This window comes from Micromonospora sp. WMMD754, from assembly GCF_049315235.1.
In the GTDB taxonomy this organism is placed as follows: domain Bacteria; phylum Actinomycetota; class Actinomycetes; order Mycobacteriales; family Micromonosporaceae; genus Micromonospora; species Micromonospora sediminicola.
The window spans coordinates 1191579-1206442 of the sequence record NZ_CP186058.1; the positions used below are offsets into that span (position 1 = coordinate 1191579).

The 14864-nt window shown below is 74.7% G+C and carries 11 protein-coding genes; 6 read left to right on the plus strand and 5 right to left on the minus strand.

Going from position 1 to position 14864, the window contains the following annotated elements; all coding sequences use genetic code 11:
- Positions 1 to 54: 54 nt before the first annotated feature.
- Genes ACN27B_RS05565 through ACN27B_RS05585 form a run of 5 tightly spaced genes read left to right on the plus strand, consistent with a single transcriptional unit; the run spans position 55 to position 7586 of the window.
- A complete protein-coding gene (locus ACN27B_RS05565; RefSeq protein ID WP_422743783.1) occupies positions 55 to 2163 on the plus strand; it encodes a molybdopterin oxidoreductase family protein in 2109 nt (702 codons plus the stop codon).
- Complete coding sequence (locus ACN27B_RS05570; protein WP_422743785.1) at positions 2160 to 3644, plus strand: FAD-dependent oxidoreductase; 1485 nt, start codon at positions 2160 to 2162, stop codon at positions 3642 to 3644. Before ACN27B_RS05565 ends, ACN27B_RS05570 begins: the two co-directional genes overlap by 4 nt.
- On the plus strand, positions 3641 to 6154 hold the full coding sequence (nirB, locus tag ACN27B_RS05575; protein WP_422743787.1) for a nitrite reductase large subunit NirB: 2514 nt from the start codon (positions 3641 to 3643) through the stop codon (positions 6152 to 6154). Before ACN27B_RS05570 ends, nirB begins: the two co-directional genes overlap by 4 nt.
- Positions 6151 to 6498, plus strand: a complete 348-nt coding sequence (gene nirD / locus ACN27B_RS05580; protein ID WP_422743789.1) for a nitrite reductase small subunit NirD — start codon at positions 6151 to 6153, stop codon at positions 6496 to 6498. Before nirB ends, nirD begins: the two co-directional genes overlap by 4 nt.
- Positions 6498 to 7586 (plus strand): uroporphyrinogen-III synthase, encoded by a 1089-nt coding sequence (locus ACN27B_RS05585; protein WP_422743791.1) that lies wholly within the window; start codon positions 6498 to 6500, stop codon positions 7584 to 7586. The genes nirD and ACN27B_RS05585 overlap by 1 nt, the downstream gene beginning before the upstream one ends.
- 13 nt (positions 7587 to 7599) lie before the next feature.
- On the opposite strand, the gene ACN27B_RS05590 is transcribed toward ACN27B_RS05585, so the two are convergent.
- From ACN27B_RS05590 to ACN27B_RS05605, 4 genes are all read right to left on the minus strand, one after another.
- Entirely contained in the window at positions 7600 to 8217 is a 618-nt protein-coding gene (locus tag ACN27B_RS05590; protein WP_091570183.1) for a GTP-binding protein, read from the minus strand.
- Positions 8198 to 8560, minus strand: coding sequence for a DUF742 domain-containing protein (locus tag ACN27B_RS05595; RefSeq protein WP_030501578.1), 363 nt, complete (start codon positions 8558 to 8560; stop codon positions 8198 to 8200). The genes ACN27B_RS05590 and ACN27B_RS05595 overlap by 20 nt, the downstream gene beginning before the upstream one ends.
- 64 nt (positions 8561 to 8624) lie before the next feature.
- Complete coding sequence (locus tag ACN27B_RS05600; RefSeq protein ID WP_013288588.1) at positions 8625 to 9032, minus strand: roadblock/LC7 domain-containing protein; 408 nt, start codon at positions 9030 to 9032, stop codon at positions 8625 to 8627.
- Complete coding sequence (locus tag ACN27B_RS05605) at positions 9029 to 12115, minus strand: sensor histidine kinase (RefSeq protein ID WP_099163651.1); 3087 nt, start codon at positions 12113 to 12115, stop codon at positions 9029 to 9031. The genes ACN27B_RS05600 and ACN27B_RS05605 overlap by 4 nt, the downstream gene beginning before the upstream one ends.
- A 447-nt stretch (positions 12116 to 12562) precedes the next feature.
- Between ACN27B_RS05605 and ACN27B_RS05610 the strand changes: the two genes are divergently transcribed.
- On the plus strand, positions 12563 to 13744 hold the full coding sequence (locus ACN27B_RS05610) for an ABC transporter substrate-binding protein (RefSeq protein ID WP_422743795.1): 1182 nt from the start codon (positions 12563 to 12565) through the stop codon (positions 13742 to 13744).
- Between the two features lie 233 nt (positions 13745 to 13977).
- On the opposite strand, the gene ACN27B_RS05615 is transcribed toward ACN27B_RS05610, so the two are convergent.
- Entirely contained in the window at positions 13978 to 14820 is an 843-nt protein-coding gene (locus ACN27B_RS05615; RefSeq protein ID WP_091570168.1) for an ABC transporter permease, read from the minus strand.
- Positions 14821 to 14864: the final 44 nt, after the last annotated feature.

A 14864-nucleotide genomic window follows, 5' to 3' on the forward strand; every position in this document is an offset into this window, starting at 1 on the left:
ACCGAAACAGAAGGGACCCGGACCGGAAACCGCCCGCCGGCACGCTTTTCCGACATGACAGACGGTGCACGCACGGCGACGCGAACGGGGGTGCGCCCCCGGGAGGTCGCCACGCACTGCCCGTACTGCGCGCTCCAGTGCGGCATGGTGCTGCGGGCGACCGGCGACCGCGTCGAGGTGGCCCCCCGAGACTTCCCCACCAACCGGGGTGGGCTGTGCCAGAAGGGCTGGACCGCCGCCGAGCTGCTCGACCACCCGGATCGACTGACCACCCCGCTGTTGCGGGACCGGCCCGGGGGCGCGCTGCGCCCGGCCGGGTGGGACGAGGCGCTGGACCGGATCGTCGCCGGGCTGGGCGCGGTCCGGGACCGGCACGGGCCGGACGCGGTCGCGGTCTTCGGCGGCGGCGGGCTGACCAACGAGAAGGCGTACGCGCTGGGCCGCTTCGCCCGGGTCACGCTGCGCACCCGGCACATCGACTACAACGGACGCTGGTGCATGTCGTCGGCCGCCGCCGCCGGCAACCGCGCCTTCGGCGTCGACCGGGGGCTGCCGTTCCCGCTCGCCGACCTCGGCCGGGCGGACACGCTGCTGCTGGTCGGCGCGAACCCGGCCGAGACCATGCCGCCGCTCATGCGCCACGTCACCGAGCTGCGGGAGCGCGGCGGCCGGCTGATCGTGGTCGACCCCCGGGCCACCGCCACCGCCCGCCAGGCCGACCTGCACCTGCAACCGCTGCCCGGAACGGACCTGGCGGTGGCGAACGCGCTGCTGCACGTCGCGCTCACCGAGGGCCTCGTCGACCGGGCGTACGTGGCGGCCCGGACCACCGGCTTCGACGAGGTCCGGCGGACCGTGGCCGGTTACTGGCCGGCGGTGGTGGAGCGCCTCAGCGGGGTGCCGGCGGCCGACCTGGAGACGACTGCCCGCGCACTGGCCACGGTGGACCGGGCGATCGTCCTCACCGCCCGGGGCGCCGAGCAGCACGCCAAGGGCGTCGACACGGTCACCGCCTTCGTCAATCTGGCGCTCGCCCTGGGCCTGCCCGGGCGTCCCGGCTCCGGCTACGGCTGCCTGACCGGGCAGGGCAACGGGCAGGGCGGACGGGAACACGGGCAGAAGGCCGACCAGCTCCCCGGCTACCGGCGGATCGACGACCCGGCGGCCCGGGAGCACGTGGCCCGGGTGTGGGGCGTCGACCCGGCCACGCTGCCGGGGCCGGGCGTGCCGGCCTACCAACTGCTCGACTCGCTCGGCACCCCGGCCGGGCCGAGGGCGTTGCTGGTCTTCGGGTCCAACCCGGTCGTCTCCGCCCCGCGCGCGGCCCGGATCGAGGCCCGGCTCCGCGACCTGGACCTGCTCGTGGTCGCCGACCTGCTCCGCTCGGAGACGGCCGAGTTGGCCGACGTGGTGCTGCCGGTGACCCAGTGGGCCGAGGAGGACGGCACGATGACCAACCTGGAGGGTCGGGTGCTGCGCCGCCGCGCGCTGCGGGAACCGCCCGCCGGCGTCCGCAGCGACCTGGAGATCCTCGCCGCGCTCGCCGACCGGCTGCCCGGCCCGACACCGCTGCCGAGCGATCCGCGCGAGGTGTTCGAGGAACTGCGCCGGGCCTCGGCCGGCGGCCCGGCCGACTACGCCGGGATCACCTGGGACCGGATCGACGCCGACACCGGCGTCTTCTGGCCCTGCCCGGACCCCGACGGGCCGGACCACCCCCGGCTCTTCACCGACCGGTTCCCCACCCCGGACGGCCGCGCCCGGTTCCACCCGGTGGCCCACCGCCCGGCCGCCGAGCCGGTCTGCGCCGACTACCCCCTGCACCTGACCACCGGGCGGGTGCTGGCCCAGTACCAGTCCGGCACCCAGACCAGGCGGGTGGCCGCGTTGCGCCGGGCCGCCCCCGGCGGCTTCGTGGAGCTGCACCCCGACCTGGCCGCCCGGCTCGGCGTGGCCGACGGCACGCCGGTCCGCGTGGTCTCCCGCCGGGGCGAGCTGCGCGCGCCGGCCCGGCTCACCCCGACGATCCGGCCGGACACCGTCTTCGCGCCGTTCCACTGGCCCGGCGCAGCCCGGGCCAACTCGGTCACCAACGACGCGCTCGACCCGGTCTCCGGGATGCCCGAGTTCAAGATCTGCGCGGTCCGGGTGGAGCCGGCATGACCGGCCGGATCGTGGTCGTCGGGTACGGCATGGCCGGGGCCCGCCTCGCCGCCGAGCTGCACGCGCGCGACGGCGACCACCGGGTCACCGTGCTCGGGGCGGAGCCGCACCGCGCGTACAACCGGATCATGCTCTCCACCCTGCTCGCCGGCCGGATCGACGAGCCGGACCTGGAACTGGTCGAGGCCGTCGGCCCGGGCGTGGACGTGCGGACCGGCGCGCCGGCCACCGCGATCGACCGGACCGCCCGGGAGGTGCGCACCGCCGACGGCGCCCGGCACGGCTACGACCACCTGGTGCTCGCCACCGGCAGCCGGTCCGTGGTGCCGCCGCTGCCCGGGCTCGACCCACTGCCGGACCGGGTCGTCCCGTTCCGCACGCTGGCCGACTGCCGGCGGATCCTCGCCGCCGCCCGGGACGCGCGCCACGCCCTGGTGCTCGGCGGCGGGCTGCTCGGGCTGGAGGCGGCCCGCGGGCTCGCCGCCCGGGGCCTCGCCGTGACCGTGGTCCACCCGGTCGGCCACCTGATGGAACGCCAGCTCGACCCCCCGGCCGGGGCGGTCCTCGCGGACACCCTCGCCGCGCTGGGCGTCCGGGCCCGGTTGGGCGTCCCCGCCACCGGGGTGACCGCCGACGCCGACGGCGTCCGCCTGCACCTGGGCGACGCCGGACCGCTCGCCGCCGACCTGCTGGTCCTCTGCTGCGGCGTACGCCCCGACACCGCGCTGGCCGCGGCCGCCGGGCTCACCGTCGAGCGGGGCGTGGTGGTGGACGACCGGATGCGGACGAGCGACCGGCGCATCTCCGCGATCGGCGACTGCGCCCAGCACGACGGCACGCCGACCGGGCTGGTCGCGCCGGCCTGGGCACAGGCGCGGGTGGTCGCCGACGTGCTGGCCGGCGGCGATCCGCTGGTCCGCTACCGGCCCCGGCCAGTGGTGACCCGGCTCAAGGCCGCCGGCATCGACCTGGCCGCGATGGGCGACGTGGCCGGCGACCCGACCGGGGGCGGGCCGGTCGAGGAGCTGACGTTCACCGACCCGGCCCGCGGCACCTACGCCCGGCTGCGGATCCGCGACGAGCGACTGACCGGCGCGATCCTGCTCGGCGACAACCCGGCGGTCGGCACCGTGGTGCAGCTCTTCGACCGGGGCGCGCCGGTGCCGGCGGACCGGCGGTCGCTGCTGCTCGGCCGCGCGTTCGGCGCGGCCCCGGCCGAACCGGCCGCGTCCCCGGCGCTGATGCCGGACGCCGCCGTCGTCTGCCGGTGCAACGACGTGAGCAAGGGCGCGCTGGTCGCCTGCTGGCGCGCGGGCGCGCGCACCGTCGCGGCGCTGTCCGCCGCGACCCGCGCCGCCACCGGCTGCGGCGGCTGCCGGGAGGCGGTCGCCGGCATCGTCGAGTGGCTCGCCGAGGCGGACCCGCCCACAACCGACGAGGTACGCGACCCGGATGCGAACCGCGAGGCGGTGGAGGTGTGATGAGCGAGCGGCTGGTGGTCGTCGGCAACGGCATGGTCGGGCAGCGCTTCGTCGAGGCGCTGCGGGCCCGCGACCGGGACGGGCGGTGGCGGGTCACGGTGCTCGCCGAGGAGCGCCGTCCGGCGTACGACCGGGTGCGGCTCTCCGCCCTCTTCGACGGGGTGGACGCGGACGAGCTGAGCCTGCACACCCCCGACGACGGGGTGGAGCTGCGGCTGGGCGAACCGGTCACCGGCGTCGACCGGGCCCGGCGGGTGGTGACGACGGCGGACGGTGAGCACCCCTACGACGCGCTGGTGCTGGCCACCGGGTCGTACCCCTTCGTCCCGCCGGTCGACGGCACGGACCTGCCGGGGGTCTTCGTCTACCGGACGCTGGACGACCTGACCGCGATCCGGGAGCACGCCCGGGGCCGGCGGACCGGCGCGGTGATCGGTGGCGGCCTGCTCGGCCTGGAGGCGGCCAACGCGCTGCGGCTGCTCGGGCTCGCCACCAGCGTGGTCGAGTTCGCGCCCCGGCTGATGCCGGTGCAGGTGGACGAGGCGGGCGGCGCCATGCTCCGGCGGTACGTCGAGGAGCTGGGCGTCACGTCGTACCTCGGGGTGGCCACCACGGCGCTGCGGCCCGGGCCGGACGGCACGGTGGCCGCGCTGTCGCTCGCGGACGGCCGCACGGTCGACGCGGAGCTGGTGGTGGTGGCCGCCGGGATCCGGCCCCGGGACGAGCTGGCCCGGGCGGCCGGGTTGCCGGTCGGCCCGCGCGGCGGCGTGCTGGTCGACGCGGCCTGCCGGACCGCCGACGAGCGGATCTGGGCGGTCGGCGAGTGCGCGGCGGTGGACGGCGTCTGTCACGGCCTGGTCGCGCCCGGCTACGCGACCGCCGAGGTGGTCGCGGACCGGCTGCTCGGCGGGGCCGCCACGTTCCCCGGCGCGGACACCGCGACCAAGCTCAAGCTGCTCGGCGTGGACGTGGCGTCGTTCGGCGACGCGCACGGGGTCACCCCCGGCTGCCTCGACGTGACGTTCACCGACCCGGCCACCCGCTCGTACGCGAAGCTGGTCCTCTCCGACGACGCGCGGACGCTGCTCGGCGGCGTGCTGGTCGGGGACGCGAGCGCCTACCCGACCTTGCGGGCGAGCGTCGGCGGGCCGCTGCCCGCTCCCCCGTTGGCGCTGCTCGCGCCCGCCGGCGGCGCGGGCGCCGGCGCGCTGCCCGCCGCCGCCCAGGTCTGCTCCTGCAACGCGGTCACCCGGGCCGATTTGGACGCGGCGATCGCCGGTGGGGCCACCGACGTGCCGGCGCTGAAGGCGTGCACCCGGGCGGGCACCAGCTGCGGCTCCTGCGTGCCGATGCTCAAGCAGCTGCTGGACGCCGCCGGGGTACGCCAGTCCCGCGCGCTCTGCGAGCACTTCGACCTCACCCGGCAGGAGCTGTTCGACCTCATCCGGGTGCGCGGCATCCGCACGTTCTCCCGGCTCGTCGCCGAGCACGGGCGCGGGCGCGGCTGCGACATCTGCAAGCCGGTGGTGGCCTCCATCCTGGCCTCCCTCGGCACCGGCCACGTGCTCGACGGCGAGGCGGCGTCGCTCCAGGACACCAACGACCACTTCCTGGCCAACCTGCAACGCGACGGCAGCTACTCGGTGGTGCCCCGGATACCCGGTGGCGAGATCACCCCGGAGAAGCTCATCGCGATCGGCGAGGTGGCCCGGGACTTCCGGCTCTACACCAAGATCACCGGAGGGCAACGGATCGACCTGTTCGGCGCGCGGGTCGACCAGCTGCCGCAGATCTGGCGCCGGCTGGTCGACGCCGGCTTCGAGTCGGGCCACGCGTACGGCAAGGCGCTGCGCACGGTGAAGTCCTGCGTCGGCGACACCTGGTGCCGGTACGGGGTGCAGGACTCGGTCGGGCTGGCCGTCGCGCTGGAGCTGCGCTACCGGGGCCTGCGCGCCCCGCACAAGCTCAAGTCGGCGGTCTCCGGCTGCGCCCGCGAGTGCGCCGAGGCGCGGAGCAAGGACTTCGGCATCATCGCCACCGAGACCGGCTGGAACCTCTACGTGGGCGGCAACGGCGGCTTCCGGCCCCGGCACGCCGACCTGTTCGCCACCGACCTGGGCACCGGGGAGCTGGTCACCCTGATCGACCGGTTCCTCATGTACTACGTCCGCACCGCCGACCGGTTGCAGCGCACCGCCGCCTGGATCGAGGCCATGGACGGCGGCCTCGACCACCTCCGGTCGGTGCTCGTGGACGACTCGCTGGGCCTCTGCGCCGACCTCGACGCGGCCATGGCCCGGCACGTCGCCGGCTACTCCGACGAGTGGCGGGACGTGCTGGAGGACCCGGACCGGCTGCGCCGCTTCACCTCGTTCGTCAACGCGCCGGACGTGCCCGACCCGTCCATCACCTTCGCGGTCGAACGCGGCCAGCCGGTGCCGGCCCGGGGCGCGCCGCCGGGCGGCCACCGGCAACCGGTCGTGCTGGGCCTGCCGGAGGTGCGGCGATGAGCCCGACCGTGACGCTCGGCTGGACGCCGGTCTGCCCGCCGGACCGGCTCGACCTCGACCGGGGCGTCGCCGCGCTCGTCGACGGCGTGCAGGTCGCGCTCTTCCGCACCGCCGCCGGGCTGTTCGCGGTGGACAACCTGGACCCGGTCGGTGGCGCGTACGTGATGTCCCGGGGCCTGGTCGGCAGCCGGGGCGGGGTGCCGACGCTCGCCTCCCCCCTGCACAAGCAGGTCTACGACCTCACCACCGGGCGCTGCCTGGACCTCCCCGGGGTGACGCTGCGGCGGCACCGGGTGCGCTGCCGGGACGGCCTGGTCGAGGTGCGGTTGCGGCAGGAGGAATGATGCGCGACGAGCTGGCCGGCTTCACCATCGGGGTCACCGCGGACCGGCGCCGCGACGAGCTGGCCGCCCTGCTCCAGCGGCGCGGAGCGCGGGTGGTCCTCGCCCCGGCGCTGCGGATCGTGCCGCTCGCCGACGACACCGACCTGCGCGAGGCCACCCGGGCCTGCCTGGCGCACCCGCCGGACGTGCTGATGGCCAACACGGGCATCGGGATGCGGGGCTGGTTGGAGGCCGCCGAGGGGTGGGGGCTGGCCGAGCCGCTGCGCGCCGCCCTCGCCCGCACCTACGTGGTGTCCCGCGGACCCAAGGCGACCGGGGCGATCCGTGCCGCCGGGCTGCGCGAGCACTGGTCGCCCGCGTCGGAGAGCTGCGACGAGGTGGTCGAGCACCTGGTCCGGCGTGGCGTCGCCGGCCAGGTGGTGGCGCTGCAACTGCACGGTGACCGGCAGCCGGAGTGCACCGAGGCGCTGGTCACGGCCGGGGCGACGGTGATCGAGGTGCCGGTCTACCGCTGGGCGCCGCCGGCCGACCCGGCGCCGTTGCACCGGCTCATCGACCTGGTCGCGGGACGGCTGGTCGACGCCGTCACGTTCACCTCCGCGCCGGCGGCCGAGGCCCTGCTGCGGGCGGCCGGGGACCGCGCCGAGACGGTGCTGGAGGCGCTGCGCGGCGACGTGCTGGCCGGATGCGTCGGCACGGTCACCGCCGAGCCGCTGGTGCGGCGGGGGGTGCCGGTGAGCGCGCCGAGCCGGGCCCGGCTGGGCGCCCTGGTGCGCACGATCGTCGAGGAGCTGCCCCGGCGTACCGTCTCGGTGAAGGCGGCCGGGCACGTGCTCACGCTGCGCGGACACGCCGCGGTGGTCGACGGGGAGCTGCGCCCGCTGGCGCCGGCTCCGATGGCGGTGCTGCGGGCGCTCGCGGCGTCGCCCGGGAAGGTGCTGTCGCGCACCGCGCTGCTGCGCACGCTGCCGCGCGGCGCCGACGAGCACGCGGTGGAGATGGCGGTCGCCCGCCTGCGGGTCGGCCTGAAGGCCCCCCGCGTGGTGCAGACAGTGGTCAAGCGCGGCTACCGCCTGCGGGTCGACTGACCCGCAGGCGGTCTCAGCCGACCGAGGCCGGGAAGCCGTGCTCGGCCTGGAGCCGGAGCATGGCGTGCTCCACCACCGTGACCAGCACCTGCTTGACCGACTCCCGCCGGCGGGCGTCGCACATCACCAGCGGCACGTCCGGCGAGATGGCCAGCGCCTCCCGGATCTCCTCCAGCTCGTAGTGCGGCGCGTCGTCGAACCGGTTCAGCGCCACCACGTACGGCAGCTTGCGGTTCTCGAAGTAGTCCAGCGGCGCGAACGCGTCGGTGATCCGGCGGGTGTCCACCAGCACCGCCGCGCCCACCGCGCCCCGGATGATCTCGTCCCACATGAACCAGAACCGGGTCTGGCCGGGGGTGCCGAAGAGGTAGAGGATCAGGTCCTCGGCCATGGTGATACGCCCGAAGTCCATGGCGACCGTGGTGGTCTCCTTGCCCGGCACCTTCGACGGATCGTCGATGCCCACCCCGGCCGCGGTCATCAGGGCCTCGGTGGTCAGCGGCTGGATCTCGGAGATCGCCCCGACCAGGGTGGTCTTGCCCACCCCGAAGCCGCCCGCGATCACGATCTTCGCGGAGATGATCTCCCGGCCGCGGTTCGCCCCGTCGGGGTCATAGTTCGCGAAGTCCACTTAGCACCCTTCCAAGCAGGTTCATGCGCGCCGCGAAGCCCGTCGCGGGAGCGGCAGTGTGTAGCGTCAGCAGGCCCTCGGCCACCATGTCGGCGACCAGCACCCGGGTGACGCCCAGCGGCATCCGGGTGTAAGCGGCGATTTCCGCCAGCGACTGTGCCCGGCCCTCACAGACCGAGGAGATGCGGTACTTGTCGTGCCCGGCGAAGCGCGCCTCGGCCGACTGCGTGGGCGTGCTGGACAGCACCGCCTCGAGCGCGATGTTCTGCAACGGCTCGGTGCGGCCCCGGGTGACCGCGTACGGTCGCACCAGCGCGCCACGCGGATCACGTCGCGGTTCCAACTCGCGATCACCTCCCCTCGTACGGAGCCGAAGCGGCTCCGGATCACCAGGTCGACCGGCCCGGTCAGGACCGGACGGCGTCCCTCGGCAACGGGACCAACGCCTGGCCGACCCGCTCCACCAGCAGTGCCATCTCGTAGCCCACCTGACCGACGTCGCAGCTGCGGGCCGCGAGCACGGCCATCGATGAGCCGTCGCTGATGGACATCAGGAACAGGTATCCGCTGTCCATCTCGATCACGGTCTGCAACACCCCGCCGGCGCTGAACATCCGCGCCGCGCCCTCGGTCAGGCTCACCACGCCGGAGGTGATCGCGGCCAGCTGGTCGGCCCGGTCCCCGGGGAGGTCCCGGGAGGAGGCGAGCAGCAACCCGTCCGCGGACACCGCCACCACGTGGGCGATGCCGGCCACGCTGTCGGCGAAGTTGGTGAGCAGCCAACCCATGTCCTGCATGGCAGCCGGCCTGTTCATCGGTTCGTCTCCTTGGTCGAGGTGCTGTTCGGGTCGGCGCCGGCCGTACGGCCCCGCTGGACGCCGCGGTGGTACGCGGAGAGCAGCCCCCGCACTTCGTCCGGGGTACGTCGGCTGCGGTCCCGCCCGCTCTTCGGTTCGATCCCACCGGGCACGAGCTGGGCCTGCGGCACACGCTTGGGCAGGCCGGAGCGGGTGGTGCCGCCGGTGGTGGGCTCCGCGGCCCGGCTGGCCCGGGTCCACCCCTCGTCGGCCGCCGTCCGCCAGGCCTCCGGGTCGACGGGCGAGGCGGGCGCGGGGGCCGGCGACACCGGGTTCGCCGGCGGCGGGGCCGCCGCGGCGGGCCGGGTGGGCGGCACCGCCGGCGGGCTGTACGGCGGCGGCGTGGTGATCCCGGACGCCTGGGCGCCGGGGGTGCGGGTGGGCAGCGGCGGCCGGGCTGCGGCGGCCGGCTGCATCGATGCGGCCTGCTCCGGCACGGCGGGCGGCACCGGTGCGGGTGACGGCGCCGCCGGCTGCGTCGGTGCGGGCGGCTCGTCGAACCGGGGCCGGGTGAAGATGGTGGTCTCGTCCTCTCCGTGCGAGCGGAACCAGACCGCCTCCATCTCCCGGAATATCGGCGCCTCGGCCGGCTTGTCCGGCCGGGCCACCACCGGTGCGGCCGGGGTGGGCTCCGCCGGCGGCGGCACGGCCGGCGGCTGGTAGGCCGGCGGCGCCGCGGTGGCGGCCGTGTCGCTGCTCGGCGTCCGCTGCGGCAGCGGGTCCAGCGCGGGGTACGCGACCGTCGGCCCACCCGCCGACCAGCCGGCGCCGGACACCGACGTGGGCGCGGTCGTCGGCGCGGCGGCGACCGGGCTGGAGACGGTGGGCATCGCGCCGGTCGCCCCGCCGAGCTGCACGACCGGCGCGGCGGTGTCCCGCGCCTCGGCCGGGGCCTGCCAGCGGGCGGGCGGCGGGGTGGTCGCCCCGCGCCACTGGTCGGCGAGGGTCGCGGTGGCGCCCCGGCCGGCGCCGGCCAGCGCGTCGGCGGCGCCGACCTGGCTCAGCGGCGACTGCTCCACGGCGAGCGGCTGACGCGGCCGGGTCAGCGGGGCCTGGCCCCGGTTGACCGGCAGCACCACGGTGGGGTTCGGCAGCGTCACCTGGGCGACCGTGCCGCCCTCGACGTTGCGGCGCAGCTCGACCCGGATCCCGTAGCGGGAGGCGAGCCGGCTGACCACGGCCAGACCCATCAGCCGGAACGCGGCCACGTCGACGGTCGGCGGCGCGGCCAGGCGTCGGTTGAGCGAGTCGAGCTGCTCGTCGCTGAGGCCGAGACCCCGGTCCTCGATCTGGATCAGCACGTAGTCGCGGATCCGGCGACCGTCGGCCACCACCGAGGTGTTCGGCGGCGAGAACCGGGTGGCGTTGTCGAGCAGTTCGGCCACCAGACGGACCACGTCGTTGACGGCGTGCGCGGCGACCGAGATGTCGGTGTCGACGGTGCCGAACTCGATCCGGTTGTAGAGCTCCACCTCGGACTGGGCGGCACGCAGCACGTCGACCAGGAGCGCGTCGTCCCGGCGCGGCACCGCCGAGTCGGCCCCGGCCAGGACCAGCAGGTTCTCGTCGTTGCGGCGCATCCGGGTGGCCAGGTGGTCCAGCTCGAAGAGCTGGGCCAGCCGCTTCGGGTCCTCCTCGCCGCGCTCGATCGCGTCCAGCTCGCCGATCATCCGGTCGACCAGGCTCTGCGAGCGGCGGGCCAGGTTGAGGAACATCGCCGAGACGCTGGTGCGCAGCGCGGCCTGCTCGGCCGCGACCCGGACCGCCTCGCGGTGGACCACGTTGAAGGCCACCGCCACCTGGCCGACCTCGTCCCGGTTGGACAGCTTGATCGGGTCCCGGACCTGCTGGACGATCTCGTCCACGCCGCCGTCGCCGATGGCGTTGACGTTCTGCAGCCGGCTCACCGCGTCCGGCAGGTCGTGGTTGGCCACCGAGAGCGCGCCCTCACGCAGCCGGCGCAGCGAGTCGTTGAGCGAGCGGGCGAGCACCACCGCGAGCGTGACGGCGACGGCCAGGGTGAGCAGCACGAGCAGGCTCTCCACGAAGGCCTGCCGGATCACGTCCGCGCGCACCGCGTCGGCGTCGGCCAGCAGCTCGTCCAGGAGCTGGATCTCCGCCCACCGCATCAGGTCGTCGACCGCGCCGATGGCGGCGGACGCCTCGTCCCGGGTGACCTGCGTGGGCTTGCCGACCGACCGGGACAGGTCGTTGGCGACCCGGTCGGCGAGCTGGACCGCGTCGCCGGAGACGGTGCGGTCCACCAGGCCCCGCTGCTCCGGCGCGGCGGCCCGGGAGAAGGCGAGCAGCGCCTCCTGCTGGCCGGTCAGGGTGGCGACGAAGGAGGAGAACTGCTCCTCGTCGATCCGGCCGCCGGCGGCGAGCGCGGTGAACGCGACCGCCTGCTCCTCCGCCACCTCGGCCTTGGCGTGGGCGAACGCGGCCACCGCCCGGCGGGCGTCGGCGAGGCTCTCCGCGCCGGGCTGCTGGGCCAGCGCGTCGCCGTACGAGACCAGGTCGTCGAGGACGATCCCGTAGCGCAGGCTCGCCTCGGCCACCGGCATCTGCAGGCGGTCGAGCACCTCCTGGCGGGTGCCGTTGAGCGTGGCCAGGTGGTCGTCGATCACCTTCAGCCGGTCCCGGATCGCGGCCGACACGTCGCCGAGCTTGTCGCGCTCCTCGCGATACGCCGCGATCCGCTCGTCCGTGCGGCGCACCCGCAGGTTGTAGTCGTCGGGCTTCTGCTCCGGATCGGCCAGGAAGGCCGCCGCCGCCATCCGCTCCTTGTGCAGGTCCTGGGTGAGCGCCGAGACGTCGACCGAGACCGCGGTGAGCGCGCGGACCTGGTCCGCCTCGTACGCGCCCTGGCCCACGGAAATGAGTCGGATAGTTGCCAGTGCGATGACAGCGGCGACCGGAACTACCAGGATGAGGGCGAGTTTGGAGCGGATCCGCGCGTCCCGCAGCCTGGGCAGGCGCCGTCGCCGGTTCCGCTGTTCGGCGTTGGGGCTCCCGGGCAGGGTCGTAGGTCCGGTGCTCACGACATCGCCTCCGTCGTTTCTTCCACGCGCGACCCGCTGACCCGTGCCTGGTGCAGCGGCCAGCGCCACGCGCGGCACGGCCGCGATTTCATCAGACGAGATCCTGTTTGGGAAGCCGCAGTGAGGCAGGAAACGGTCGGGGTCGACTCAACCCGAGATCCGATCACCTAATACCTTCTTTTCTCCAACCCCCTGAACAGGGGATGTCACTCCAGAGTGGTCACGCGCATCTGGGCAGTAATTGTCGGTTAACGTTTCGTGTCCCCAGCATGTGGGATGAGCGTCCCGAAACGGCTTCCGGCAGCCGCGCTTGACCACAGGGCCCGGCATTGGCAAGGTTTTGCAGGCTTCGCGCACACCGTACGGCACACCAATCCCGTTCCTCCACTGAGGACGGACGAGCGGCGGTGATCGGGCGTCGACCCGCGCCGCACCTGGAGGACTGAGTTGAGCCCCATCCGCTCCGCGCGCATCGCGGTGCTCGCATCGGCCGTGCTGGCCACCACGCTCACCGGCTGTGGGATCGGCGGGGAACCGCAGGACACCAGCCCGATCGTGATCGCCGCCGACCTCGAACTCTCCGGCGCTTCCGCGCCGATCGGCAAGGTCTACCAAAGGGCGCTGGAACTGAAGGTCGACCAGTTGAACGCCTCGGGCGCGCTGGGTGGCCGGCAGATCAAGCTGAGGGTGAAGGACAACCGCTCGGACGCGGCCGAGTCCTTGCGGAACATCAACGATTTCAGCGGTGACGCACAGGTGAGCGCCGTCATCATGGGCAGTTGCAACGAATGCGCCGTCGGCGCCGCCCGCACGATCGGCGACAAGCGCATTCCCACCATCGCGCTCGCCTCCGCCGGCGCGGTCATCGAGCCGGTCGGCCAGCGCCGATACGTCTTCAAGCTCGCGCCGAATGCGGCCGACAGCGCGGCGGTGCTCACCACCGAGCTGAGCCGGCGTCAGATCCGCAAGGTGGCCGTGCTGCACAGCGCCGACGGCTACGGCCAGGAGGGGCTGACCGCGCTGAAGCGCGAGTTCGACAAGACCACGGTGCGGCTCGTCGGCGCCGAGTCGGTGCGCACCACCGACACCGAGGTGAGCACCCAGATCAGCGACCTGATCGCCAAGAAGCCGCAGGCCCTGGTCCTCTGGACCACGCCGGAGCAGGCGACGCTGGCCGCCACCACCGCGCGGCAGAGCAAGTTCGGCGGCTCGTTCTTCTTCGACGCCTCGGCCGCCGGTGACCTGTTCCTCGGCCCGTCGGCCCGCTCCACCGAGCAGGCCACGCTCATCTTCACCCAGACGATGGTGATCGACGACGTCATCGCCACCACCCCGGCCAAGGCCGCCCGCCGGCAGTGGTTCCAGGACTACACCGCCCGGTTCGGCGGCTACAACGGCTTCTCCTCGTTCGCCGCGGACGCGGTGCAGCTCATCGCCGATGCCGAGCAGCGCGCCGGCGGGAAGCCGGGCGAGGTGAACCGGGACGCGCTGCGCGACGTCCTGGAGACCTCGCAGCTCGACGGCCTCTCCGGGCCGATCCGGATGACCCCGGACAACCACTCCGGGCTGATGCCGCAGGCGTTGACGACGCTTGTCGCTCGTGGTGGTCGCTGGCGGCTCGCCGGCTGAGTTCTCTGTCGCGGTGGGGGTGTGGCCCCACCGCAACCGGCTCCGGGCGGTCAGGCTTGATCCCTACGCCGGTTGCGGTGGGGCCACACCTGTCGTGGTCGGCCGCCGACCGTGGGTTGTGCTCGATCTGTCGGTGCCCTCGGTCGACGTCGGGTTCTCGGTCGACGGGGCGGGTTCCCGGTCGGCGGGGTGGGGTCGGGCCGGCCTTGGTCGACGGTGGGTCCTTCCGGGGGTCAGCGGGCGGAGGTGGTGGCCCGGACCCAGGGCAGGGCGAGGCGCTCGATCAGGCTCAGCACCGCGTAGAGCACGATGCTCATCAGCGCCACCAGCACGATGGCCGCCCAGGCGGTCGCGGTGTCGCCGACGCCGTTGTACTGCAGGATCTGGTAGCCCAGGCCGGGCCGGTCCGAGTAGAACTCCCCGATCACCGCGCCGATCGCGGCCAGCGGCATGGCCACCTTGAGGCCGACGAAGATCTGCGGCAGGGCGGCCGGGAAACGGACCTTGCGGAACGACTGCCACCAGGACGCGTTGAGCGACCGGCCCAGCTCCGCCAGGTCGGCCGGGGTGGTGGTCAACCCGGTGGCGGTGGAGAGCACGATCGGGAAGAAGCAGAGCAGGAACACCATCGTCAGGATGGGCTTCTGCCCGAAGCCCACCGCCACCACGAGCAGCGGCCCGAAGGCGATCTTCGGGACCGCGTTCACCGCCACCAGCAGCGGCGCGAACATCCGCTCCACCCGGCGGGACGCGGCCAGCGCCATCCCGATCAGCACGCCGACGGCCGCCGAGAGCAGGAAGCCGGCGAGGGTCATCCAGGTGGTGATGCCCAGCGCCGGCAGCAGCACGTCGGTGGTGGCGGCCAGCGAGCGGGCCACGTCCTGCGGCGGCGGCAACGCCACCGGGTGCACCAGGTGCAGCCCCGAGGTGACCAGCCACCAGGCGGCCACCGCGATGACCAGCCCCAGCGCCGGCAACCCGACCGCCGCCGGGCGTACCGCCGGGCCGCGGCGGGGCCGCGCGGTCGGGGCCGGCTCCTCCGGCGCCCCCGGCCGGGCCTCGGTCAACTGCGTCAACGTGTCCTCCTCTCTCGGCCGGTCGGGACGACCGGCACGCGAAG